The following is a 22,918-nucleotide window of genomic DNA, read 5'->3' as shown; positions in this document are numbered from 1 at the left end:
CCCTCCCCAGCAGGCTATGGGTATAGGGCATGTCATAAAGATCCAGTGGCACCATTTCGGTGATTCCCGGCGTAATGCGGAAATTCTCGATGCCCACCAGTGCCAGTCCGAAGAAACCGAAGTCGAGCAACTGCCCTGCGACAAACAAAGTCCCAAGACCCGGGGCCTTGGGGTGGGTTGCCGCTACCATCGCTGGCGCGAAATGACCGATGAACATGTTACTCTCCTGATCTATTTTTCCAGAGCGCTACACTGGAAGTTGACGATAGTGAAGCCCAAGCCCTTGACCGCAGCCCAAAGCGTCTTCATTGAATTTTGCCATGAGCGAAACCAAAGAAGATCTGTCTGAATTGAACTTCGAAGACGCGCTTAAGCGCCTCGAAGATATCGTCCGCAAACTGGAAAATGGCGACGTACCGCTCGACCAGTCGATCGCGCTTTACAGCGAAGGCGAGAAGCTGCGCGGCTTGTGTCAGAAACGGCTGGAAGCCGCACAGGCCAAGATCGAGAAGATCACGCTCGATCGGGATGGCAAGCCCAAAGCCACTGTCCCGTTTGACGCGGACTGATCCCGTGGCGGCCAATAATAATTCCAATCTGTCTAAGGAAATTGCGCGGGTCGCCGCTGCAGTCGACCGCCAGTTTGATACGCTTTTGCAGGTTCCGGACGATCCGCGCCGCGAGCTTTATGAAGCGATGCGCCACGCCGCGATCGGTGGCGGCAAAAGGCTGAGGCCGTTGCTGGTGATGGCGACATCCGGGCTGTTCAATGTAGATGAATCCTGCGCTATCCGGGCCGCAACCGCAGTCGAGGCGCTGCATGTCTACTCGCTGATTCACGATGATCTGCCGTGCATGGATGATGACGACCTGCGGCGCGGCAAGCCGACCACCCATGTCGCATATGGTGAAGCGACCGCGGTTCTCGCCGGCGATGCGCTGCATGCCTTGGCCTTTGGTCTGCTTGCTGACGAACGCACCCATCGCGATCCGTTCGTCCGCGCCGAAATGACCGCCTGTCTCGCCAAGGCCGCGGGGCCAGCTGGCATGGCGGGTGGCCAGATGATGGATCTGGTAGCAGAAAATTCGACCTTTGACCTGCAGACCGTGACTCGGCTCCAGCAGCTGAAAACCGGTGCCTTGATCACCGCCTGCGTGGAAATTGGCGCGATATTGGGCAGAGTGACCAACGAAGGGCGCACCAGCCTGCGGGGCTATGCCCATGATCTCGGTCTCGCTTTCCAGATTGCCGACGACATATTGGACGTCGAGGGCGATGAAGAAAAGGCGGGCAAGGCGCTGCACAAGGATGCCAAGGCCGGCAAGGAAACCTTCCTGAGCCTGATGGGTCTGGAGCGGGCCAGAGAGCAGGCACAGATGCTGGTCGATCAGGCCAAGTCACATTTGAACGGCTATGGCGGCGAAGCGGATGTGCTGCGCGCCATTGCCGAATATACAATCGCAAGAGACCGCTAAGCGGGAAGGACGAGACATGAGAATCGGCGTTTATCCGGGAACTTTCGACCCCATTACATTGGGCCATATGGATATTATCAGGCGCGGCATGCGGCTGGTCGACAAGCTGGTCATCGGTGTCACCACCAATCCTTCGAAATCGCCGATGTTTTCGGACGAGGAACGGCTCGAGATGGTTCGCCGCGAAACCGCCGAACTCGGCGATGGCGTCGTGGTTGTGGGTTTCAACTCACTGCTGATGAAATTTGCCGAAAAACAGGGAGCTGGCGTGATCGTGCGCGGGCTGCGCGCCGTGGCCGACTTTGAATATGAATATCAGATGGCGGGCATGAACCAGCAGCTGAACGGCAATATCGAAACCGTGTTTCTGATGGCCGACGTGTCGCTGCAGCCAATCGCTTCGCGACTGGTAAAGGAAATTGCCATGTTCGGCGGAGAGATTCACAAGTTCGTGACGCCGCTGGTGGCCGACGAAATTACCGCAAGGGTCCTCAAGATCGGCCTCAAGGGCGACCAATAGTCTTCTCGAGCAATTCATTGCAGCGAAAGCTATAATCGTCCAAAGGCAAATTGCTTTCCCATTCCGCTTTGCCAAATGAGTATGTCATGCTGCATAAATTTTTTCTGACCATATCCGCCCTGTTTCTGATGTCCGCTGCCGCGCATGCGCAGGAAGCCGCAGAACAGGCACCTGCCGCTGCTTCGGTTCCCGCTGAAGAGAATATCCTGCATCTTGACCTGTCCACCGGCGGCCGGGTTACGATCCAGCTTTATCCGGCGATGGCGCCCAATCATGTCGAACGGATCAAGACGCTGGCGCGTCAGGGCTTTTACGACGGCCAGGTTTTTCACCGGGTGATCGAAGGCTTCATGGCGCAGACCGGCGATCCCACCGGAACCGGAACCGGCAGTTCGGAACTGCCCGATTTGAAAGCGGAATTCAGTCAGTTCCCCCATTTGCGCGGCGTCGTCTCGATGGCCCGGGCGGAGAGTGAAGACAGCGCCAACAGCCAGTTTTTCATCGTCTTCTATCCGCGCTTTGCGCTCGACGGCAAATATACGGTTTTCGGCCGGGTCACCTCGGGCATGGAATATGTCGACACCATCGAACGCGGCGAACCACCGGTAAACCCCAGTCGCATTTTGCAGGCATCCATTGCCGCCGACAACAAGTCACCGGTTCTGCCCGGTGCCCGGTCCAATTTTTCCGAAGCACCGATCACGCTGGATGACCTGAACGCACCGATCAATCCCTAGGCCTAGCCATGCGCGTTGATCTTTTCGACTTTGCGCTGCCGCAAGAGCTGATCGCGTTGCGACCGGCGGTTCCGCGTGACAGCGCCAAATTGCTGAGCGTTTCGGGCAATCAGCTCTCCGACCATATAGTCAGCGAACTGCCGCAACTGCTGGGGCCCAAGGACATTTTGGTGTTCAACGATACCAAGGTCATTCCTGCCCAGTTGCAGGGAACGCGCGGCGAAGCCAAAATCGGTGCGACTTTGCACAAACGGATCGACCTCCGCCGCTGGCAGGCCTTTATCCGCAACGCCAAGCGGCTGCGCGTTGGCGAGACCGTCGATTTCGGCATGGACGTTTTTGCCGAAGCAGAAGCCAAGCTTGATGACGGTAGCTTCATATTGCATTTTCTAGGCGACGAGCCGGTCGAACTATTGCTGGAACGCGCCGGTACCATGCCGCTGCCGCCCTATATCGCCAGCAAGCGAGCGATCGACGAGCGCGATGCCGATGATTACCAGACGATGTTTGCGAAGGAAAAGGGCGCGGTCGCCGCACCAACCGCAGCGCTGCATTTCACCGACGGTCTGATGGCCGCGCTGGTAGAGGCGGGTGTGGGCCGCGAAATATTGACTCTGCACGTTGGCGCAGGGACCTTTCTGCCGGTGAAGGTCGACGAAACCGACGACCACCAGATGCACAGCGAATGGGGCCGGATTGACGCGGCTACCGCAGATCGCCTGAACGCCGCCCGTCAAGCGGGAGGCCGGGTCATAGCGGTCGGCACGACCAGCCTTCGCCTGCTGGAAAGCGCGACCGGCGAATACGGTATCATCCGCCCGTTCGAAGGCGACACCGATATTTTCATCACGCCTGGCTACAAATTCCGCGCGATCGACGGCCTGATGACCAATTTCCATCTGCCCAAATCGACTCTGTTCATGCTGGTCAGCGCGCTGATGGGGATGGAGACGATGCAGGCGGTTTACGCCCATGCGGTTGCCGGTGGGTACCGGTTCTACAGCTATGGCGATTCGAGTCTGCTGCTGCCGGAAGTTTGAGGCATTACGATCTCATGGAACATAATATCGAGAATCTGATGTCAGAGGCAATCTATAAAGTGATTTACGGTTGGTTCGGAACCCGCATCAATTAAAACGGCAGCACTGACAGAAAACTGTAAGTTTTCGGGATGCGGAAAACCGCTTATCTTGCCCTCATCGATCAATGGATCTGCAACAGATTTTGGGATGGCGGTCAGGATGTCAGAGCCAATGACCAAATCGATACATGCTGCCTGACTGAGTAATCGGTATTTGGGAAACCCGTGGCGTTTGAGCAGAGCTTGTGTTTCTGGAGGAAGGCTGGTTTCAAACAAGGTATCAAAGCCAGCGATAACCCAATCGAATTTGACGACATCTATCAATTGAAGGTCGGTTTTCAGTACCGGATGTTTCGGTCGGCTGATGACATAATATGGTTCTTCGACAACTTTGCGAACGCGCAAACGATCAAGATGCGGCAGCTGGCTGAGCGTTGCTTCATTATATAATATCAGATGAACCCGTCTTTGGATCAGTTCCTCGACGGCATGGGTCGGTGGCATTGTCTCGGCATTGATTTTCGTTTTTGGATAACGGTTTGCGAATTTGGCAATGGCGGGATGGATCATTATGTCCAAAATCGCAGGTCCACTGACAATTTGAAGAATATGTTCACCGCTTTGTGTTTCGATTTTGACCGTCTGTGCGAAGCTCAACAGATCGATAGCCATTGGATAAAGCTTCTTACCAGCTTCGGTCGGGACCACTGTTCGCGTGGTACGATGGAATAATTTTACATCCCAACTATCTTCCAATGATTTGATGCTCTTGGTCAGTGCCGAATGAGTCAGGTGCAATTCTTGGGCTGCACTCGAAAAACTGAGGAGTCTGTATACCGCTTCAAAATGGCGCATGAGGCGAAGATCATCCATATGTTCTTATTAGTAACAAATATGATCTTTTATCTCAATTCAATTCAGTAAAATGCTTCTCTACAACTTGATCTGCCAAGGATGATCTGAACGGGAAGAGAGCCAAGCCATGATATTAGAGTCGATTGTATCATCGAATATCGCTTTAATCGTCATCCCGCTCTATTTTGCAGCGATCTTTGCAGAATCCATTTTCAATCACTTCTTCCACGAACGCGGCGCTGGCGATTGGAAAGACAACGGTGTTTCGATGTTCATGGGACTGGTCAGTTCAGTCACCAATGGCGCGACAGCATTTATTTCGGTGGGCGCCTTGTTCTGGGTACAGCAATTTCAGTTCTTCACCATTCCGCTGACGATTACCGCGCTTGTCGCCTGTTTCATCATCGACGATATGCGCTATTATTGGCATCACCGTGTTGCCCATCGTTGCCGTTGGGTTTGGGCTATGCATGTGACGCATCACAGCAGCACACAGTTTAATTTTTCGGTCGCATTGCGGCAAGGCTGGACCAAGCATTTCACTGGCACGATGATGTTCAAACTGCCGCTGGTTCTAATCGGATTTGATCCTGTCGTCGTGCTGTTCTGCGGTGTTATAAATCCCACCTATCAATTCTTCCTGCATACCGAATTGATCAACAAGATGCCGCGCTGGTTTGAAGCGATCTTCAACACGCCGTCCCATCACCGGGTTCATCATGGCCGAAATCCGCAATATCTGGATGCCAATTATGCTGGTACCTTGATTGTCTGGGACAAGATGTTTGGCACATTTGTGGCCGAGGATGAAGCGGATCGGGTCGATTATGGACTGGTCAAAAATCTCGAAACACTCAATCCCATAACTATCATTTTTCATGAATATTGGGGCATCGCCAAGGATGTTTCCAAACGGGGGTTAAATCTTTGGCAGCGCATCTTATACGTATTTGCCCCTCCTGGTTGGAGTCATGACGGTTCGCGTCAGTCATCAACGGATATCAAGCGCGAGCATGCTCAATCGCAAAAAGCACTAAAAGCCATAGATGATCAAAACGTTATTCTGTTGGAGACGGCCTAAGACATGCCCGGTCCACATTATGCAATCTCTGAAGTGTTTATCGTCCTGGCTGCGATCTGGTGTATATTGCGTTTATCGCAATCAAGGCATTGGTTGGCAGCTTTAGGAAGCGCAATTTTCGGAATGGCGGCAGCCATTGGCGTATACCGATTTGGCACCAATCAGATTGCGGACCTAGCCAGTTTTCACAAAAACTTCTCTCAAATCGGCGGTTCGATTGCGATGGCACTGGTAACCGCACAACTTCTGTTGGCAGAGCCATTGGTAAATCGACTAGTCGTTGGAAGATGGATTGTTTTGGCGGCAGTTATCGTCAGCACCGTTACAGCATTTGCGGTCCCAGAGCTCACAACACCGTTATTTGTCTCGTGGCTATTTGCCGCAATAGTTGCGACTGCATTGATTCCGGGCAGCACCATCGCTCGCCGGTTTTCTTTGACAGCTATTGTTTCAATATTTTTGATAAACCTGCTGTTGATCCGTCAATCCCGACATCTAGACCCAGACCTCAGCTGGCATCTGTTCCATCTATTGGTAGCGATATGGTTGCTTGGGATGGTCTATGTGTTGGAGTTTCGACGTTCTGATGATGAGATTACCGATCGGTAAAATGTTCCAATGTCCGCCATCAGAACAAACCAGCCACTCCCAATAAAAAAGGGCGGCCCAAACGAACCGCCCTCTTCAAATATCTATTGCGTCAGGCTTAGCCTTCAGCAGGAGCCGCTGCGACTGGAACAGGAGGGTCATTGTCCGCCACTTCGGTGAGCGAACCGCCCTGGGGTTCACATTCGCCAGCTTCGGTATATTTCCAGGCATTGCCCTGATAATCGACGACCGAAGTGCCGGCGCAGCTGGTGCCTTCGCCCGCGGCGCAGTCATTCTTGCCCGCTTCGGCGATGCCGTAGCATTTTTCTTTTTCCGCTGCTGCGACTTCAGTGACTTCGCTACCGGTTGCTTCGGCAGTTTCGCTGGTCGCTTCGCTGGCTCCGCCGGAACAGGCGGAAAGGGCTGCTGCCGCAATCAATGCGGTTGCCGCTGAACCCAGTTTCGTTGCTTTTGTCATAAAAATACTCCCGATTTAGCTCTTTGAAAATCCGTTGCCATCCTGCACAGATGCTGAGCAATTCGAACAGGACAGGCCAGTGGTTACACCAACGACAGAAAAAAACAAAATCGAGACCGTAAAATCTGGTCTCGCAGCGGGAAACGGACCTTTGCGTGGCTGATCGTTTTTCCTTTTCGATCGCCGCGACGGACGGCAAGGCACGCACCGGCACGATAAGCATGATGCGCGGGGAAATCCGCACGCCTGCTTTCATGCCAGTGGGCACCGCGGCAACGGTCAAGGCGATGAAGCCGGAAACCGTGCGCGCGACCGGCGCTGATATCATATTGGGCAATACCTATCATCTGATGCTGCGCCCTGGCGCGGAACGGGTGGCGCGGCTCGGCGGTTTGCACAAATTCATGAACTGGGATCGTCCGATCCTGACCGACAGTGGCGGATATCAGGTGATGAGCCTGTCGGAGCTCACCAAGCTGAGCGAGGATGGCGTCGAATTCCAGAGCCATCTCGACGGCTCGCGCCATATGCTGACCCCGGAACGGTCGATGGAAATCCAGCGGCTGCTGGGCAGCGATATCGTAATGGTCTTTGACGAATGTACCAAAAATGGCGCAACCCGCGAGGAAGCACAGGCGTCGATGGAGCGCTCTATGCGCTGGGCGAAGCGGTCGCGCGACGGCTTTGACAGCGGCAAGGACCATGCAGCGAGAGCAGCCTTGTTCGGAATTCAGCAGGGATCGCTCGACAAGGAAATGCGCGCGGCCTCTGCCAAGGCTCTGATCGACATCGGCTTTGATGGTTATGCTATCGGCGGTCTTGCGGTGGGCGAGGGGCAGGAAGCGATGTTCGACGTGCTCGACTATGCGCCGGGTCAATTGCCCGCCGACAAGCCGCGCTATCTGATGGGTGTCGGCAAGCCGGATGATCTGGTCGGCGCTGTCGAGCGGGGCGTGGATATGTTCGACTGTGTCTTGCCGAGCCGTTCGGGCCGCAATGGCCAGGCGTTTACCGCGCAGGGCGCGCTCAACATTCGCAACGCCAAATTCGCCGAAGATCTGACACCGCTGGATGAAAATTGTACATGCGCGGTCTGTGCAAACCACAGCCGCGCCTATCTGCATCATCTCATTCGGGCGAAGGAGATATTGGGCGCGATGCTGATGACCGAGCACAATATCGCTTATTATCAGGCGCTGATGGCCGGAATGCGCGATGCGATCGCCGCAGGAAGTTTTGCGGAATTTGCGGCAAAATTCCGCGCCTCCTATCTGAACTTATGATCGCCGGGCTACCCCAGAAAACCAGTTTGCGGGACGCGCTGCGACGCGCGCGCGAAAACGCACCGTTTCTGGCAATGGCGATGCAGATACAGCCCGAACTAACCGATCTGCTCGAAGCGGAAAATCTCGAGGCGGCGCTGGAGTTTGGCCGCAGCGCGGGGGAAGGCGCTGCCAATGTCCGGCAGAAATTGCGCCGCGAAAAACGCGCGCTTGCGCTGACTCTGGCGATTGGTGATCTGGCGGGGCAATTGAGTCTGACCGATGTGATCACGCGATTGTCGGATTTTGCCGACCGGGCGCTGGATGAGGCGCTGGCCGATATATTTGCGACCCGCTATCCCAATGCTCCGGTAGAGGGCTTCTCGATCATTGGCCTCGGCAAACATGGTAGTCGAGAGCTCAACTATTCATCGGATATCGATCCCATCTTCATCTATGATCCGGACAAAATTCCAGTGCGGGGCAGGGAAGAGCCCAGCGATTCCTCCCGGCGGATCGGCCAGCAGCTGGTCGAGGCGCTCAACGCCCGCGATGCCGACGGCTATGTCTTCCGCGTCGATATGCGACTGCGACCGTCGCCGGAAGTCAGCCCGGTGGCGCTGCCGGTCGAAGCGGCGATCAGCTATTACGAATCGAGCGCATTGGCTTGGGAGCAGGCGGCCTATATCCGGTCGCGGGCTGCTGCCGGTGATCCGCAGCTCGGGCAATATTTTCTCGAGACGATCAATCCGTTCATCTGGCGGCGGTCGCTTGATTATGGCGCGATCAAGAATATCGGTTCGGTCACTGCGCAGATCCGCGACCATTATGCCGCCGGACAGAAATTCGGACTGGGCTATGATCTGAAACGCGGACGTGGGGGCATAAGGGAAACCGAATTTTATGCCCAGATGCATCAGCTGATCTTCGGCGGACGGCAGCCGGATTTGCGGGCACCGGCAACGCGCGATGCGCTGGCGGCATTGGCCAAGGCAGGACGGATCGATGGCGCAAAGGCCAAGATACTGAGCGAGTCCTATGAATATTACCGGGTGATCGAGCACCGGCTGCAAATGGTCAATGACCAGCAGACCCATAGCCTGCCCGATGATGCCGAGGGGCTCGACAGGGTGGCGCGACTACACGGGCTCGATAATGGCCAGATATTGCTCGATCAGCTTGCCCCCCGGGTGGATGCTGTCGGCAATATTTATGATGATCTGATCGATCCGGAGGATGACAGGCGCCTGCCGATTGACGAAGAGAAGCTGGCCGCTGTTCTGGTCGAAAAAAACCTCCTGGAGTCTGGCGCGTTTCTGCTCGCGATCCGGCGCTGGCGCAGCGGCAAGGTGACCGCCCTGAGGTCCAATGCTGCGCAGGAATCCTTCGAGGAGATATTGCCGGACCTGGTCGACGCGACCGCGACCGCGCCCAATCCGGCGCAGGCGCTGGCGCGGCTCGACAGCCTGATCGAAAAATTGCCGACCGCGATCAATTTCTTTCGGATATTGGAAGCGCGGCCCGCTCTGCTCGAGATGCTCGGCAATATTCTCAGTCACGCGCCGGTGCTCGCCAATGCGCTGGCGCGGCGAGCAGAATTATTCGACGGCCTGATCGATGCGACGGCGCTCGACCTGCCGCCGTCGGTGGAAGAGCTGGCCGAACAATTTGCCCGCACCGAATCCGGCGATGATTATCAGATATTGCTCGACCGGGTGCGCGCGCGGGTCGGTGAAAAACGCTTCGCGCTAGGCGTCCAGCTGATCGAAGGCCGGCACGATGCGCTCGAGATATCGTCCGGCTATGTCCGGGTCGCCGAAGCAGCGATTCAGGTGCTGGCTAACGCAACGATTGCCGAGTTTCAGAAAACGCACGGAAAAGTTCCCGGCTGCGCGCTACTGATTCTCGCGCTGGGCCGGCTGGGCGGAGAGGCATTGACCCATGCCTCTGACCTCGATCTGATCTTTCTGTTTACCGGCGATCATAGCGCCGAGTCCGACGGCCCGCGTTCTCTGGGTGCGACCCAATATTATAACCGGCTGACCGCCAGGATTGTGACCGCGCTTTCGGTGCCGACCGCCGCTGGTCCGCTCTACGAAGTCGACACAAGGTTGCGGCCGTCCGGTACGCAGGGGCCGCTGGCAGTGACCTTCGAGAGCTTTCGCAAATATCAGCGGGAAAGCGCCTGGACCTGGGAGCATATGGCTCTGACCCGCGCACGTCCGGTTTACGGGAGCAAAGCAGACCGCGCGCAACTGAAGGAAGAGATTTGCGCCATCTTGCAGACGGAGCGCGAACCGGAAGAATTGCGCAAGGCGGTGCGGAAAATGCGCCTCGATATCGTCGAGCACAAGCCGCCCAAGGGTCCGCTTGATACCAAGATGATGGAAGGCGGGCTGGTCGACTGGGAGTTTATCATCCACTTTCTGCAATTGAAAACCGGTGAGGCGCTCTATCCGCAACTGGGTGAAGCGGTCCGGACGCTGGTCAATGCCGGTCATCTCGGCGAGGATATGGTTGCTGCGCACGAGCTGATGGCGCGCTTGCTGGTGGCCCTCCGACTAATGTCTCCGGATTGCGACTTCCCGCCGGAAACCAGCCGGGCCCTGATCGCCAAGGCGGCGGGACAGGAAAGCTGGGACGCGCTGCTCGATGGCTATGATCAGGCGCGGCAATGCGTTATTGACGAGTGGAACAGGCACTTGCGGCCGGACCCCGATGAAATTCTAGGAGACATAATATGATCGATGTTGGCGACAAAATTCCGGATATGGAACTGGTGGCGCCGGATGGCAGCCCGGTGAAAATTTCCGACTATGCCGGGAAAAAGCTGGTGCTGTTCTTCTATCCGAAAGCCAGCACACCCGGGTGCACAACGGAATCGAGAGATTTCTCCACGCTGTTGCCCGAATTTGAAAAAGCCGGCGCTGCTGTGCTCGGCATGTCAGCGGATTCGCCGAAACGGCAGCAGAATTTTATTACCAAACAGGAACTGACCGTCGATATCGCATCCGATGAAAGCACGGCGTTTCTAGAGAAGATCGGCGTCTGGGCGGAGAAAAAACTCTATGGCAAGACCTATATGGGGATCATCCGCTCGACCTTTCTGATCGGGCCCGACGGGACCGTGCTCAAGGCTTGGCCAAAGGTGAAGGTCAAGGGTCATGCCGACGAGGTCCTGGCTGCGGTGCAGGCGACGTAGAATAGTCGTCATGGCTGAACAGCCTACCGTTGGCGCTGCGGCTTTGCTGGTGCTGCAAAGTGCCGATCCCGCTGCCAAGGTGATGGCCGCGCGCCGCGCAGCCCGGGAATGGCGGATGGGCCGGCTTTCGCACGATTTTCATGATACCATGCCGGATATGCCAGCGCGTCCCGACCGACCGGTGTTGCTGGATCCGCGAGAGATGCCGCGGCGCGGCACCGGCACCTCAATTCCCAGACGGATCGCCCTGATCCATGCACTCGCCCATATTGAATTTGTCGCGATTGATCTCGCGTTTGATATGATCGGCCGGTTCGGTTCCGAATTCCCGCCAGAATTTACCGACGACTGGATGCGGGTAGGGGCGGAAGAGGCGATGCATTTCGTCCTGTTAGACCGGCGACTGCGCGCGCTGGAGAGTTTTTACGGTGCACTCCCGGCCCATGACGGTCTGTGGGATGCGGCGAAACAAACCGCTTATGATGCATCGGCCCGGCTAGCGATCGTTCCGATGGTGCTCGAGGCGCGCGGCCTCGATATCACCATGCAAACTGTCGAACGTTTCCAGCGGCAGGGTGATCAGATGACCGCCAAAGTGCTGACCCGGATCTTTCAGGATGAAATCAATCATGTTTCGTTCGGAACAAAATGGTTCGAATTTGCCTGCGAAAGAATCAACGAGCCGCCGCATGGCCATTGGAGGCAACTTGTAAAAACCCACTTCAAAGGCGGGTTGAAGCCTCCATTTAACGACTCAGCGCGCCACGCAGCCGGTCTGACCCATGAATATTATTCAGGTATTGAATTGTTAACCAATATGAATTTACACCTGTCACAACGAAGAACGGGGGAAAAAGTTCCACCAAAAAGTTCAACGCCATGAGTTTCATGGGTCGCCAGTAAAGGTTCGATCATTATATGACCGACAACATATTAGTTTTGTTACAAAAATCTGTGAGCAAGATCACAGCAATTGCTTTTCTCGGATCAGCAATGATTTTTTCCACCGGCGCAATGGCGGAAGCAGGCGCAGAAGCCAGCATCCCTGTTGACGTTCTGAAAAGCCAGGCAGCGGAAAGCGCGCTCGGTGAAGCAGACCCGGCTTTCAAGATGATTTTTAACAACTGGGCCGGTCAGGGCAAGCAGGAACAGGTCAAATTGACCATCCCTTCGCGCAAGCCTGTACAAGACTTCACTTTGACCAGTGCCTACGGTTTCCGTTCCGACCCTTTCAAAGGCCGTCGCGCCAGTCACAAAGGCCTTGATATGGCCGGTCCGATCGGCACGCCGATTTATGCGACCGCAGACGGCATCATTGGCCGCGCACAATGGCTGGGCGGTTATGGAAAATATATCGAAATCAACCACGGCAACGGCATCCAGACCCGTTATGGCCACATGTCGCGGCTCAACGTCGAAGCCAATGCGCGTGTTAAGAGCGGCGATCTGATCGGTTTCATGGGCTCGACCGGACGTTCCACCGGCAGCCACCTTCATTATGAAGTCCGGATTGCAGGGGAAGCGGTCAATCCGATTCCGTTCATGCAGTCCAATGATTTTCTGATCGCGCAAAAGCTGAATTCCGGCGTTGCATTGGGCGGTCCAGCCGAATAAGACAGATTTTACACCTTTGGGAGAGGGTGCATGAAGGAGCGGTTTGAGCCTTAAGGCTTGCCGCTCCTTTTGATTCTCCCTATCTTGATATTATGAACCAGACACTAGCGACCATCGAACAGGATATCATCCTGACCCCCAACGCCGCCAAGCGCGTAGCCGCTATTGCTGAAAAGCAGGGCAAAGCTGCGATTCTACGGCTGGCTGTCGAAGGCGGGGGCTGTTCCGGTTTTCAATATCGCTTTGGCCTCTCCGACAGTATCGAAGCGGATGATATCGCGGTCGAAGAATCCGGTGTCACCCTGGTTGTCGACGAAATCAGCCTCGATCTGGTGCGCGGCAGCGCGGTCGATTTTGTCGAATCGCTTGGCGGCAGCGCTTTTCAGGTGACCAACCCCAACGCGGCCTCCGGGTGCGGCTGTGGCTCTAGTTTCTCCGTCTAAGTGAAAATAGCCAGCTACAACATCAACGGCATCAAGGCGCGCTTGCCGCGTTTGCTGGAATGGCTCGAAGAGACCCGGCCGGATGTTGCCTGCCTACAGGAAATCAAGACGCAGGACGCGGGTTTTCCCGCTGACGAGTTTGAAAAAATTGGCTATGGTGCGATCTGGCACGGTCAGAAAAGTTTCAATGGCGTTGCTATTCTTGCTCGCGATCAGGTGCCCGAAGAGGTCAAGCGCGGCCTTGATGGCGAACCGGAAGACGAACATAGCCGCTATCTTGAGGCCAATATCAGCGGCAAAGATGGCAAAAAGGTTCGAGTGTCCAGCATCTATCTGCCCAATGGCAATCCCCATCCCGGTCCGAAATTCGATTTCAAGCTGCGCTGGATGAAGCGGTTGCGCGAGCGGGCTGCGGAAATCTGGGCGGAAGAAGTGCCGGCGGTGCTGGCAGGCGATTATAACGTTATTCCCCGCGACAATGATGTCTATTCAGTCAAGGCGATGGAGAATGACGCTCTGATGCAGCCGGAAAGCCGTCAGGGCTACCGGCGCATGTTAAACGACGGCTGGACCGATGCTCTGGGTGTGACCCATCCGGAGGGGCAGGTCTGGACCTATTGGGACTATCGCAGCGGTGGCTGGCAACGCGATCAGGGCTTCCGTATAGATCATCTCTTGCTCAGCCCGCTGGCTGCCGATCAGCTCAATGATTGCGGTGTCGACAAGGAACATCGTGGCCGTGAAAAGGCCAGCGACCATACGCCTGCCTGGGTAGATCTGGACCTTTGATCCGTTTGTCGGTGATGGTCACGGTTTCGCTGTGGTGATCGGCTTCTCATAAATCAGATATTCCCGGTTTATGGTCGCTTCGATCGCTTCGGCAATCGCCACCATTCCCTGATTATCTTCCAGTATCCAGCCGATCTCGGCGCGTTTGGTGCCAAAGTGGAGCTTTGCATCCCGGCGGATATATTCGATCAGCATGAATACCATCTGGCTGGCCAATCGGCTGTTCTGCAGTTCCTTTTTTACCCCCATCAGCGGGACGCGCATCGAATGCGACTTGGGAAATTTCAGCCACCATAATAGCTTGGCCCAGCCAAACGGCCATAGCGAGCCTTTCATGGTTTTGAGCACTTCGTTCATATCCGGTAGCGTCATCATGAATGCGACCGGTTCGCCTTCCAGTTCGGCAATCCGGATCAGATGTTCGTGGACGATAGGTTTCAGGCTCTTGCCAGCATGGGCAATTTCACGGTCGGTCATCGGGACGAATCCCCAGTTTTTCGACCAGGCATCGTTCAGCAAGTTCATGATGATCGCGGCATCGCGGTCGAAATGTTTCTTGTCTACCCGGCGGATTTTCAGTCTTTTGTTGCGCTCGCCCGAGGCAACGATCCGTTTCACCAATTCAGGAAAGCCGTCCTCGACCGGAAGATGATAGGTCACTAGCCGCTTGGCGACGGTATAGCCGAAATTCTCGATCCAGCCCTGATAGGCGGCATTGTGATGACCCATCAGGATCATCGGACTATGGTCGTGACCCTGCGTCAAAAGCCCTGGTTCTTCCCAGACCGACATGCTGATCGGAGCGAGAACCCGGGTCATGCCCTCTTTCTTCAGCCAGGCTTCGGCCGCGTCGATCAAGGCGTGCATTACCGCTTCATCGGTGGCTTCCATCCAGCCCCAATTACCGGTTCCGGGACCCATGCCCTGTTCTGGCGGCTGTTGCAGCGCCAGTTCGTCAATATGGGCGCTGATCCTACCGACCACTTTGCCTTGGCGCAGGGCAAGAAAAAACTGCACCCTTGCATGGTCGAAAAACGGATTTTTCCCGGGCGTGATCAGATTGGCCATTTCCGTCTTCAGCGGCGGAACCCAATGCGGGTCATAGGCATTGAGCTCATAGGCAATGTCGATAAACTCTTTGGTCTGGGCCTTGGTACTTACCGGCTGTATGACTATATCTTGACCGACCACCATTGTTTATCCTTCTACATTTGCGGCTGGCTGTGGCGTTAATTGTGGCGCAATGTCAAGGGCACGGGGGCCATTCCGGTCTTGCCCTCGCCTTGATCTCGCCACGATATATTGCTCTAGGCCGTTCAACAATCATGCAGGTATTTATGAGTTCGACAACCATCTCTCCCCAAAATGCGCCAAAGGCGGCGTCGGAATCAAACCCGGGGGCGGCGGCTGTGCGCGTTCCCGAGGACAATGAACTGATCCGCACCGCCGCCAAGGTGACGCGCGATCTCAATGCGGCCAGGCCGGCAGTCTATTGGACGGATTTTCTGGCTTCGGTAGCTGTCGGCTATGGTTCGCTGGCCGGAGCGATCTTAATCCAGCCCACCGGACTGGCCGTCTTTTTCGGTCTGATTGCGATACTGGCATTATATCGGGCCGGAAGCTTCATCCATGAACTGACCCATATCCGGCGCAATGCATTGCCTGGTTTCCATTTTGCCTGGAATGCCCTGTTCGGGGTGCCGATGTTGATCCCGTCCTTCATGTATGAAGGCATTCACAGCATCCACCACCGGACCAAGAAATATGGCACGGTCGAAGACCCGGAATATTTGCCGCTGGCGTTGATGAAACCCTGGTCGGTTCCCCTGTTCGTGATTGTCGCTGCACTGGCTCCGGTTGCACTGCTGTTCCGCTATGCCATTTTGTCACCGCTTTCCGCGATCATTCCGCCGCTCCGCAGGATTGTGGTCGAGCGCTATTCCGGTCTGATCATCAACCCCGATTTTCGCCGCAAAGCGCCTGAGGGCGATCTGAAACGGCGCTGGCTGGCCTGCGAGATTGGCGCCAGCATCTGGGCTATTGCCTTGCTGGCCATGGTTTGGACGAACATCATTCCGATGCGCGCTTTTCTGATCTTTCTGGCTGTGATGTCGGGTAGCGTCGTGTTGAACCAGATCCGGACATTGGTCGCGCATCTCTGGGAAAATGACGGCCACGAGATGAGCGTGACCGGGCAATATCTCGATAGCGTTAACGTGCCTCCGCCAGCAACCTTGCCCGCCTTATGGGCGCCGGTTGGACTGCGTTACCATGCACTGCACCACCTGATTCCTGGCGTTCCCTATCATAATCTCGGCGAAGCGCATCGACGTCTGGCGGCAGAATTGCCGACAGGTTCGAATTTCTATCGTGCGGATCATGGCAGTTTGTGGACTCTGATAACCGGCCTCGTGCGCGGCAGCGCCGGGAGAAACTGAAGCTCTATTCCTCGGTCCGGACCAGAACGGTCTCGCCGATAAGGAAGAATAGCAGAAACGGGGCCCAGGCAGCCAATATGGGCGGATAGGCTCCGATATTGCCCATCGCGAGAGCGAAATTGTCGGCGACAAAATAGGCAAAGCCCAATGCCATGCCGATCACCGCTCTTAGGAACAACTGTCCCGACCGCGCCAGACCGAATGCGGCAACGGCGCCCAATAATGGCATCAGGATAGAGGACATTGGACCAGATATCTTGTGCCACCAGCCAGCCTTGAGACTCATTGTCGGCCGACCGGCGCGCTCGAGTTCACCAATGGCGGTACTCAACGCGAAAATCGACAGGCTGTCGGCGCTGACATTTGTTAGGGTGAACTGGTCCGGCCGGATCGAATCGCCAACCACCAACTCCGCTTTCTTTTCCTCGGTTCCGGTGCTGACGTCGAACTGGGTGACATCGGTCAGCAACCAACCGGAACCGGTGAACCGGGCCTCTTCTCCCTGAAGCAGGTTTTTCAGGCCATTCTCGGTGCGGTTGTAAATCGTAATATCCCGCAGCACGACCTTCTCGCCACGTCCGGTCACAGATTGCGCGTTGATCAGATTATTGCCGTCCTTGACCCAGACATTGGTGCGGATGTTGCTCTCTGCCGGGATCGGACCAAATTCGACTTTCTCCCACTGCGACAGGCGGGCGGTCGCGGGCGCGACAAGCGTTTCGTTAAACACAAAGGCAAACAGCGCCACGCCCATGCTTGCGACGATCAACGGCGCCAGAATCTGGTGGGCGGACAGGCCGCCGGCCTTCATCGAGACGACTTCGCTATTCTGGTTCAGGGTCGCCAGCGTGATGATGGTTCCCAACAATACGGAAAAGGGCAGGAAGCGGGCGACAAGTTGCGGGGCGCGCAGCGAGACATACGTCCATAGTTCGGCTTCGCCATTGCCTTCATAGGCGAGGATCTTGCCGCTTTCACCAAGCAGGTCGAGTGCCTGTAGCACCAGCACCAGCAAGGCGAGCACCGCCAGGGTGCGGACAATGAACATTTTGGCCATGTAAATGGCGAGTGTCCGGGAAGGGAAAAAATCCATGTCCGGCTATTCCTTAATCAACGCGCGTTTGCGATTAAAATTGAGCAAGCCTTTGAATACGCCTCCGAATTTGGAGAATGCCTTTTCCAGCGCGCCGATCGGCTGGCCGCCTGGCACATGGGCCGCGACATGGTACATCCACATTATCAATGCGGCGAACAGGCAGAAAGGCAGCCACAAGGCGATGATCGGATCTACAAGGCCCAGCGCTCCGACATCCTCGCCATATTCGTTGACCTTGTGATAGGTCACGATCATCACAATCGACAGAAATACGCCAAGCGCAGATGTCGAGCGCTTCGGCGGAACCGCCAGCGAAATCGCCAGCAGCGGCATCAGCAGCATCATCACCACTTCGACCATGCGGAAATGGAAATTCGAACGACTCTCGTTGCGCTCGGCCAGCGGCCGTTTTTCATCCATTCCGACCCGCACAAGCTCCGGTATCGTATATTCCAGATCCTTGCCGCCCCGCGAGCGGAAGGATTCGATATTGGGCAGGTCGATCGGCAGATCATGACTGCTGAAACTCAGAATTCGCGGCTTTTGATAATTGGGGGCGTCGTGGACCAGCACGCCATCGGTGAGGCGCAAGATGATCGTATCGGGATCGTCGGTTGCCAGAAACTGACCACTTTTCGCTGTAACCGACACAGTCTGGTCTTTCTTATTCTCTGCGCGGACGAAGATTCCGCTCAATTTGGTGCCGTTCTCCCGGCTTTCTTCAATCCGCAACGTCATCCGGTTGCCAAGATTGGTGAATTCCCCAACCTTGATAGAGGCGCCGAGTGCGCCCGACCGCAATTCGAATCGCAACTCTTCATAATAATAGCGGGACAGCGGCTGGATGAATCCGACCAGCGTCAGATTGACCAGCATCAGGCCGATCGCGAACATATAAGGCACTCTGAGCAGCCGGCCGTATCCTTGACCCACGGCCCTGAAAACATCGAGCTCGGAGCTTAACGCAAGCTGCCGGAACGCCAATAGGATGCCGAGCAGCAAGCCGATAGGTATGCCGAGCGACAGATATTCCGGAATAAGATTGGCCAGCATCCGCCAAACTACGCTGACAGGCCCGCCTTCTGCTGCGACAAAGTCGAACAGACGCAGCATTTTTTCGAGCACCAGCAGCATCGCAGCAATCACTAGGGTGCTGAACAGTGGCAGTGCTATCAATTTCGCCAAATAGCGATCGGTGGAAGTCAGCAGTTTCAACTTGTTGTCGCCCTCTCACCATGTTTTCGCCGCAAATCAAATCCATAGCCATAGGCAGATCGGGGGCTGATTCTTGTCCGAGCCGGAGTATTGGCGCGGGTATAACGACTAGGAGTTACTACGTCATGTTGAAATTTGCGGCATCCATCGCATTGTCCACCACTATTCTACTATCCTCTGCCCCGGCATTTGCGAGCGGGCAGGTGATTTCGAACGATCTTGGCAAATGCAAGGCGGGCGCTGGCCCGGCCGTTCTGGTCAATGTCAGCGGCGTCAGGGAATCCAGCGGTAAAATGCGGGTACAGACTTATCGCGGAATCTCGTCGGAATGGCTGAAAACTGGGGCGTGGCTTCACCGCGTCGAGGCACCGGCCAAAACCGGCAATATGCAATTTTGTCTGCCCGTCCCTTCTTCCGGTACTTATGCCGTGGCGATCCGCCATGACATTAATGGCAATGGCAAGACCGATATTTTCGGTGACGGCGGTGGCATGTCAAACAATCCGAGCATCAATATCTTCAATCTCGGCAAGCCGAGCTACAAGAAAACCGCCTTCAACGTCGGCAATGACGTCAAATCGATCAACATCAGCATGAAATACAGATGATGCACATCTGTTCCCGGGGATAGGGCCCAATAAATGGCAAATGTCGCACTTCTTTCAAATCCCAACTCAACCGGGAACCGAGCGATATTGCCGGAAGTTCGGTCTTATTGCGTTAAGAACAGCGATGTTTTCCATTATGAAGTCGATCATGTCGACGAAATTGCCAAGGCTCTGGAAACGATTGCCCGGGTGAAACCGAAAGTTCTCGTCATCAACGGTGGCGACGGAACCGTGCAGGCGGCGCTGACCGAATTGTACCAGGGCGGGCATTTCGGGGACAATCCGCCACCGGTTGCGGTTCTGCCCAACGGAAAGACCAATTTGATCGCGCTTGATCTGGGTTCCGAAGGCAATCCGCTCAAGGCGCTCGAACGGATCGTCGAACTGGCGAAGCATGACTTGCACGAGCATCTGGTCGACCGCGAACTGATCGCGCTTTCTGACGGCGGCAAAGACAGCAAGGTCGTGCTGGGCATGTTTCTGGGCGGAGCGGGATTGTCGGAGTTCATCCTCTATTGCCGCAACAGGATCTATCCGCTCGGACTGCCCAACGCCGCTGCCCATGTGTTGACGGTCTTTGCCGCGCTCGCATCGGTGCTGTTCGGTATTCGGGCCAAATTTCTGCCAAACCGATCGCTACCGATCAAAATATCCTTGATCCGGGACGGCCAGTTTCAGGGTAATTTTGCTGTGCTGATCGTCACCACGCTGGAGCGGCTGTTGCTGATGAAGCGGTCGATGCGAAACAAGAACGCGATTGGCCGGATGCAGTTTCTGGCAATTGACCAGCAAGCCGGGGCCATTATCAGGTTCCTGCTGTCGGTGATTTTCGGTCGTCTGGGCAAAAATGTCCAGAAGGGCATTCATCTTGAACGCGGTGACACGATCAGGATCGAGGGTGATGGCAGCAATGTGCTGATGGACGGGGAATTATTCTCTGCCCAGCCTGGCCATCCGATCGTGCTGAGATCAACCAAGCCTGTGTCCTTTCTTCGGCTCGCCGCTTGAGCTAGGACGTCTCGCGTGAGCGAACTCAAGTCATTGATTGCACAAGAACTGGCCCAGCCCGTCGATAGCCGGGTTGCCGCCTTTGCCGCGTCCATTGCAGCGCAATATGGCGAGGCGTCGCGGTCGGTGCTTTTCTATGGCTCTTGTCTGAGAACCACAGAACTCGACGGGCAGATGCTCGATTTCTACCTGATCGTTTCGAGCTACGAGGCGGCCTACGGCAAGAGCTGGCTGGTCGGAGCAAACAAGCGATTACCGCCCAATGTATTTCCCGCAGAACATGACGGTCTGATCGCCAAGGTGGCGGTGCTGAGCGAAAATGATTTTCATGCGCTGAACCGGATTACTGCGAGCGCGGTAAGCGTATGGGCGCGCTTTGCCCAACCCTCGCGTCTGGTCTGGCAGGCGGATGAGGCCGCGCAGGCTGAAGCCGTCGAGGCGATTGAAGGTGCTGCGATCACCCTGTTTGACATGAGCTTTCCGATGATGGAACTTGGCACAGAGCATAGTATCGAGGATCTGTGGAAACGCGGTTTTGAACTGACCTATGGCGCGGAATTACGCGCCGAGCGCAAGGATCGCTCCGATTCCGTCGTCGATGCGGATCCCGAACGATATGCGCGATTTGGTCCGGCGGTGATGGCTGCGATCGCGGAGCGCAACGAGGCGCAGGGCAAGCCGCTCAAGATCATAGCCTCCCGCGACGCGGTCGAGAAAAGATGGCGGCAATTGCGGCGCAACGGCAAACTGCTGACCCTTGCCAGACTGGCCAAGGCTTCGGCCACTTATGCTGGCGGCATCGATTATCTGGCCTGGAAGATCAATCGCCATGCCGGGACCGACTATGTGATCAAGCCTTGGCAACGCAAGTGGCCTATCTTGGGTGCTTTGACGATGCTACCGCGGTTAATCATGGGCGGCGCGATCAAATAGAAAGTCCATCATGGGAGAGTGAATATGGCGCAGAGACTTGAAACCAATCCGATCCATCTCGGTCTGGGAGCAACTGCCGAGATTGAGCCACCGATGACCGGCGAAGCATCCTGGTATGCTGGCTATGGCGTGCGGCATGGCAAGGATGGCGCAGAGGGCCGGCTGGTTTCCATGTATAGCTTCACCGAAAGCTGGGACGTCTGGGAGATGCACCCGAAAGGTGCGGAGGTGGTCTTGTGCACGGCAGGCGAAATCACCCTGATTCAGGAAATGGCGGATGGTTCGCACCAGCGCACCACATTGTCATCAGGCGAATATGCCGTAAACGCGCCAGGTGTCTGGCACACGGCGGACGTCGAAGGTTCCGCAACGGCGGTTTTTATCACTGCGGGTGAAGGCACGGAGCATCGCGAACGATAATCGGAATCGATTCGCCTTGAGCCTGTCGACGCGTCCAGGACGAACGATGCTGTCACCGATCCTTGTAATCCGGCTTTCTCTTCGCGAAAAACGCCTTGGCCGCTTCGCGACTGTCTTCGGTCATCGAGAGCATCACCTGCTGCCGGTCTTCGATCGCCAGCGCAGCTTCAAAGCTTTGCGCGTCGATATTGCGGTTGAGCGCATCCTTGGACAGACGCAGGCCCATCGGGGCGGTGTCGAGCATTTCCTCGGCCAGTGACAAGCCGGTGGAGAGCAGCTTGTCCTCGTCGACCATCTCGCTGATCAGGCCATGTTTCTCTGCCCGTTCGGCATGGATGAAGCGCCCCGTCAGGATCAGTTCTGACGCAATCGACGCGCCGACCATGCGCGGCAGGAAATAGCTCGAGCCCATATCGCAGCCGCCGAGACCGATCTTGATATAGGCCGCGTTCATCTTGAGCGAGGGCGCGCCAAAGCGAACATCGCTGGCGAGCAATAGCGAGAAACCGCCGCCGCAAGCCGCCCCCTGAGCGAGTGCGATAATCGGTTGCGGACATTGCCGCATCAACTGCATCACGGTGGCGATCGAGCGTTGCGTGTTCCAGACATGCTGGACCTGTCCGCGCGAGCCGTCATTTTTCCAGCCGCCGATATCGAGACCGGCACAAAAAGCCCGGCCTTCGGCTCGGAAAAGGACCACGCGGATATCGGGCCGCTTTTGTAGCCCACGAAAATAATCCTGCAGCGCGAAGATCATTTCCTCATTCATCGTGTTGAGCTTGTCAGGGCGATTGAGCGTCAATATTTCGATCGCGCCGCGCTGTTCGATGAGGATGGAGTTGGTCATTTCCTGACTAGATAGCCCCGACCGCTTTCCCGGCAGCTTCAAACATTCCCAGAATCTGGTCGACCTGTTCGCTCGTATGTTCCGCACAAAGCGAACAGCGAAGCAGGGTCATGTTAGCTGGCGTCGCAGGCGGCCGCGCCAGATTCACATAAAGCCCTTCGGCGAGCAGCGCCTGCCACATCATCGCTCCTTTTTCGAGATCGGGCATGATCACCGCGATAATCGCG

25 protein-coding genes and 2 pseudogenes are annotated in these 22,918 nt (G+C 56.0%); 19 read left to right on the top strand and 8 right to left on the bottom strand.

The genetic code is table 11. The annotated features are described in order from the left end of the window. Positions 1 to 217 (bottom strand): annotated as a pseudogene (locus tag V7680_RS10610) (hypothetical protein); the annotation flags it as partial. Between the two features lie 103 nt (positions 218 to 320). On the opposite strand from V7680_RS10610, the gene V7680_RS10605 reads away from it, so the two are divergent. The 5 genes from V7680_RS10605 to queA all read left to right on the top strand — a co-directional run bounded on the left by V7680_RS10605 (position 321) and on the right by queA (position 3,773). Further along, positions 321 to 569, top strand: coding sequence for an exodeoxyribonuclease VII small subunit (locus V7680_RS10605; RefSeq protein ID WP_335653242.1), 249 nt, complete (start codon positions 321 to 323; stop codon positions 567 to 569). A gap of 4 nt (positions 570 to 573) precedes the next feature. Then, a complete protein-coding gene (locus tag V7680_RS10600) occupies positions 574 to 1,476 on the top strand; it encodes a polyprenyl synthetase family protein (RefSeq protein ID WP_335653241.1) in 903 nt (300 codons plus the stop codon). A gap of 16 nt (positions 1,477 to 1,492) precedes the next feature. After that, the gene (gene coaD, locus V7680_RS10595; protein ID WP_335653240.1) at positions 1,493 to 1,996 is read left to right on the top strand and encodes a pantetheine-phosphate adenylyltransferase; all 504 of its coding nucleotides are present in this window, start codon (positions 1,493 to 1,495) and stop codon (positions 1,994 to 1,996) included. An 86-nt stretch (positions 1,997 to 2,082) separates the two neighbouring features. After that, positions 2,083 to 2,733, top strand: coding sequence for a peptidylprolyl isomerase (locus tag V7680_RS10590; RefSeq protein ID WP_335653239.1), 651 nt, complete (start codon positions 2,083 to 2,085; stop codon positions 2,731 to 2,733). Between the two features lie 8 nt (positions 2,734 to 2,741). After that, the gene (queA, locus tag V7680_RS10585) at positions 2,742 to 3,773 is read left to right on the top strand and encodes a tRNA preQ1(34) S-adenosylmethionine ribosyltransferase-isomerase QueA (protein WP_335653238.1); all 1,032 of its coding nucleotides are present in this window, start codon (positions 2,742 to 2,744) and stop codon (positions 3,771 to 3,773) included. A gap of 41 nt (positions 3,774 to 3,814) precedes the next feature. Here the strand turns inward: queA and V7680_RS10580 are convergent, their stop codons facing one another. Beyond that, complete coding sequence (locus V7680_RS10580; RefSeq protein WP_335653237.1) at positions 3,815 to 4,687, bottom strand: LysR family transcriptional regulator; 873 nt, start codon at positions 4,685 to 4,687, stop codon at positions 3,815 to 3,817. 109 nt (positions 4,688 to 4,796) lie between these two features. On the opposite strand from V7680_RS10580, the gene V7680_RS10575 reads away from it, so the two are divergent. Both V7680_RS10575 and V7680_RS10570 read left to right on the top strand, forming a co-directional pair. Beyond that, positions 4,797 to 5,750 (top strand): sterol desaturase family protein, encoded by a 954-nt coding sequence (locus tag V7680_RS10575; protein ID WP_335653236.1) that lies wholly within the window; start codon positions 4,797 to 4,799, stop codon positions 5,748 to 5,750. A 3-nt stretch (positions 5,751 to 5,753) separates the two neighbouring features. After that, entirely contained in the window at positions 5,754 to 6,359 is a 606-nt protein-coding gene (locus V7680_RS10570; RefSeq protein ID WP_335653235.1) for a hypothetical protein, read from the top strand. A 97-nt stretch (positions 6,360 to 6,456) separates the two neighbouring features. Here the strand turns inward: V7680_RS10570 and V7680_RS10565 are convergent, their stop codons facing one another. After that, positions 6,457 to 6,816: a BufA1 family periplasmic bufferin-type metallophore gene (locus V7680_RS10565; protein ID WP_335653234.1), complete on the bottom strand. Its 360-nt coding sequence runs from the start codon at positions 6,814 to 6,816 to the stop codon at positions 6,457 to 6,459. 155 nt (positions 6,817 to 6,971) lie between these two features. On the opposite strand from V7680_RS10565, the gene tgt reads away from it, so the two are divergent. The 7 genes from tgt to xth all read left to right on the top strand — a co-directional run bounded on the left by tgt (position 6,972) and on the right by xth (position 14,126). Further along, positions 6,972 to 8,099 (top strand): tRNA guanosine(34) transglycosylase Tgt, encoded by a 1,128-nt coding sequence (gene tgt, locus V7680_RS10560; RefSeq protein ID WP_335653233.1) that lies wholly within the window; start codon positions 6,972 to 6,974, stop codon positions 8,097 to 8,099. Continuing rightward, the gene (locus V7680_RS10555; protein WP_335653232.1) at positions 8,096 to 10,822 is read left to right on the top strand and encodes a bifunctional [glutamine synthetase] adenylyltransferase/[glutamine synthetase]-adenylyl-L-tyrosine phosphorylase; all 2,727 of its coding nucleotides are present in this window, start codon (positions 8,096 to 8,098) and stop codon (positions 10,820 to 10,822) included. Before tgt ends, V7680_RS10555 begins: the two co-directional genes overlap by 4 nt. Then, positions 10,819 to 11,280 carry a peroxiredoxin gene (locus V7680_RS10550; protein WP_335653231.1) on the top strand — a complete coding sequence of 154 codons (462 nt, stop codon included), beginning with the start codon at positions 10,819 to 10,821 and terminating at the stop codon, positions 11,278 to 11,280. Before V7680_RS10555 ends, V7680_RS10550 begins: the two co-directional genes overlap by 4 nt. A 10-nt stretch (positions 11,281 to 11,290) precedes the next feature. Next, on the top strand, positions 11,291 to 12,163 hold the full coding sequence (locus V7680_RS10545) for a ferritin-like domain-containing protein (RefSeq protein ID WP_335653230.1): 873 nt from the start codon (positions 11,291 to 11,293) through the stop codon (positions 12,161 to 12,163). Positions 12,164 to 12,273: 110 nt separating this feature from the next. Further along, positions 12,274 to 12,894, top strand: a complete 621-nt coding sequence (locus V7680_RS10540; protein ID WP_335653229.1) for a M23 family metallopeptidase — start codon at positions 12,274 to 12,276, stop codon at positions 12,892 to 12,894. Positions 12,895 to 12,986: 92 nt separating this feature from the next. After that, a complete protein-coding gene (gene erpA, locus V7680_RS10535) occupies positions 12,987 to 13,337 on the top strand; it encodes an iron-sulfur cluster insertion protein ErpA (RefSeq protein ID WP_335653228.1) in 351 nt (116 codons plus the stop codon). Next, a complete protein-coding gene (xth, locus tag V7680_RS10530) occupies positions 13,338 to 14,126 on the top strand; it encodes an exodeoxyribonuclease III (protein WP_335653227.1) in 789 nt (262 codons plus the stop codon). A gap of 18 nt (positions 14,127 to 14,144) precedes the next feature. Here xth and V7680_RS10525 read toward each other — a convergent pair whose 3' ends face one another. Next, positions 14,145 to 15,320: an N-acetyltransferase gene (locus V7680_RS10525; RefSeq protein WP_335653226.1), complete on the bottom strand. Its 1,176-nt coding sequence runs from the start codon at positions 15,318 to 15,320 to the stop codon at positions 14,145 to 14,147. Positions 15,321 to 15,463: 143 nt separating this feature from the next. On the opposite strand from V7680_RS10525, the gene V7680_RS10520 reads away from it, so the two are divergent. Beyond that, positions 15,464 to 16,564, top strand: a complete 1,101-nt coding sequence (locus V7680_RS10520; protein ID WP_335653225.1) for a fatty acid desaturase family protein — start codon at positions 15,464 to 15,466, stop codon at positions 16,562 to 16,564. A 4-nt stretch (positions 16,565 to 16,568) separates the two neighbouring features. On the opposite strand, the gene lptG is transcribed toward V7680_RS10520, so the two are convergent. Next, positions 16,569 to 17,657: an LPS export ABC transporter permease LptG gene (gene lptG / locus V7680_RS10515; RefSeq protein WP_335653224.1), complete on the bottom strand. Its 1,089-nt coding sequence runs from the start codon at positions 17,655 to 17,657 to the stop codon at positions 16,569 to 16,571. A 6-nt stretch (positions 17,658 to 17,663) separates the two neighbouring features. Beyond that, positions 17,664 to 18,869, bottom strand: a complete 1,206-nt coding sequence (gene lptF, locus V7680_RS10510) for an LPS export ABC transporter permease LptF (RefSeq protein ID WP_335653243.1) — start codon at positions 18,867 to 18,869, stop codon at positions 17,664 to 17,666. 131 nt (positions 18,870 to 19,000) lie between these two features. Between lptF and V7680_RS10505 the strand changes: the two genes are divergently transcribed. From V7680_RS10505 to V7680_RS10490, 4 genes are read left to right on the top strand one after another with little or no spacing between them, the layout of a single operon-like run. After that, positions 19,001 to 19,483, top strand: a complete 483-nt coding sequence (locus tag V7680_RS10505; protein WP_335653223.1) for a DUF2141 domain-containing protein — start codon at positions 19,001 to 19,003, stop codon at positions 19,481 to 19,483. A 33-nt stretch (positions 19,484 to 19,516) separates the two neighbouring features. After that, on the top strand, positions 19,517 to 20,491 hold the full coding sequence (locus V7680_RS10500; RefSeq protein WP_335653222.1) for a diacylglycerol/lipid kinase family protein: 975 nt from the start codon (positions 19,517 to 19,519) through the stop codon (positions 20,489 to 20,491). 15 nt (positions 20,492 to 20,506) lie between these two features. Continuing rightward, positions 20,507 to 21,424 carry a hypothetical protein gene (locus V7680_RS10495; protein WP_335653221.1) on the top strand — a complete coding sequence of 306 codons (918 nt, stop codon included), beginning with the start codon at positions 20,507 to 20,509 and terminating at the stop codon, positions 21,422 to 21,424. A 24-nt stretch (positions 21,425 to 21,448) separates the two neighbouring features. Then, positions 21,449 to 21,844: a cupin gene (locus tag V7680_RS10490; protein WP_335653220.1), complete on the top strand. Its 396-nt coding sequence runs from the start codon at positions 21,449 to 21,451 to the stop codon at positions 21,842 to 21,844. A 52-nt stretch (positions 21,845 to 21,896) separates the two neighbouring features. Here the strand turns inward: V7680_RS10490 and V7680_RS10485 are convergent, their stop codons facing one another. Then, positions 21,897 to 22,691, bottom strand: a complete 795-nt coding sequence (locus V7680_RS10485) for an enoyl-CoA hydratase/isomerase family protein (RefSeq protein WP_335653219.1) — start codon at positions 22,689 to 22,691, stop codon at positions 21,897 to 21,899. A gap of 7 nt (positions 22,692 to 22,698) precedes the next feature. Beyond that, positions 22,699 to 22,918, bottom strand: a pseudogene (locus V7680_RS10480) (serine palmitoyltransferase); the annotation flags it as partial.

It is taken from the genome of Parasphingorhabdus sp., assembly GCF_036963705.1.
Taxonomy (GTDB): domain Bacteria; phylum Pseudomonadota; class Alphaproteobacteria; order Sphingomonadales; family Sphingomonadaceae; genus Parasphingorhabdus.
The sequence above is the reverse complement of the archived record's forward strand: the minus strand, read 5'-3'. Positions and strand labels throughout refer to the sequence as shown.

Coding starts and splice junctions, on each gene's coding strand:
- V7680_RS10605 (WP_335653242.1), top strand. CDS start 321: ATGAGCGAAACCAAAGAAGATCTGTCTGAATTGAACTTCGAAGACGCG.
- coaD (WP_335653240.1), top strand. CDS start 1,493: ATGAGAATCGGCGTTTATCCGGGAACTTTCGACCCCATTACATTGGGC.
- V7680_RS10590 (WP_335653239.1), top strand. CDS start 2,083: ATGCTGCATAAATTTTTTCTGACCATATCCGCCCTGTTTCTGATGTCC.
- queA (WP_335653238.1), top strand. CDS start 2,742: ATGCGCGTTGATCTTTTCGACTTTGCGCTGCCGCAAGAGCTGATCGCG.
- V7680_RS10580 (WP_335653237.1), bottom strand. CDS start 4,687: ATGGATGATCTTCGCCTCATGCGCCATTTTGAAGCGGTATACAGACTC.
- V7680_RS10575 (WP_335653236.1), top strand. CDS start 4,797: ATGATATTAGAGTCGATTGTATCATCGAATATCGCTTTAATCGTCATC.
- V7680_RS10570 (WP_335653235.1), top strand. CDS start 5,754: ATGCCCGGTCCACATTATGCAATCTCTGAAGTGTTTATCGTCCTGGCT.
- V7680_RS10565 (WP_335653234.1), bottom strand. CDS start 6,816: ATGACAAAAGCAACGAAACTGGGTTCAGCGGCAACCGCATTGATTGCG.
- V7680_RS10555 (WP_335653232.1), top strand. CDS start 8,096: ATGATCGCCGGGCTACCCCAGAAAACCAGTTTGCGGGACGCGCTGCGA.
- V7680_RS10550 (WP_335653231.1), top strand. CDS start 10,819: ATGATCGATGTTGGCGACAAAATTCCGGATATGGAACTGGTGGCGCCG.
- V7680_RS10545 (WP_335653230.1), top strand. CDS start 11,291: ATGGCTGAACAGCCTACCGTTGGCGCTGCGGCTTTGCTGGTGCTGCAA.
- V7680_RS10540 (WP_335653229.1), top strand. CDS start 12,274: ATGATTTTTTCCACCGGCGCAATGGCGGAAGCAGGCGCAGAAGCCAGC.
- erpA (WP_335653228.1), top strand. CDS start 12,987: ATGAACCAGACACTAGCGACCATCGAACAGGATATCATCCTGACCCCC.
- V7680_RS10525 (WP_335653226.1), bottom strand. CDS start 15,320: ATGGTGGTCGGTCAAGATATAGTCATACAGCCGGTAAGTACCAAGGCC.
- V7680_RS10520 (WP_335653225.1), top strand. CDS start 15,464: ATGAGTTCGACAACCATCTCTCCCCAAAATGCGCCAAAGGCGGCGTCG.
- lptG (WP_335653224.1), bottom strand. CDS start 17,657: ATGGATTTTTTCCCTTCCCGGACACTCGCCATTTACATGGCCAAAATG.
- V7680_RS10505 (WP_335653223.1), top strand. CDS start 19,001: ATGTTGAAATTTGCGGCATCCATCGCATTGTCCACCACTATTCTACTA.
- V7680_RS10500 (WP_335653222.1), top strand. CDS start 19,517: ATGGCAAATGTCGCACTTCTTTCAAATCCCAACTCAACCGGGAACCGA.
- V7680_RS10490 (WP_335653220.1), top strand. CDS start 21,449: ATGGCGCAGAGACTTGAAACCAATCCGATCCATCTCGGTCTGGGAGCA.
- V7680_RS10485 (WP_335653219.1), bottom strand. CDS start 22,691: ATGACCAACTCCATCCTCATCGAACAGCGCGGCGCGATCGAAATATTG.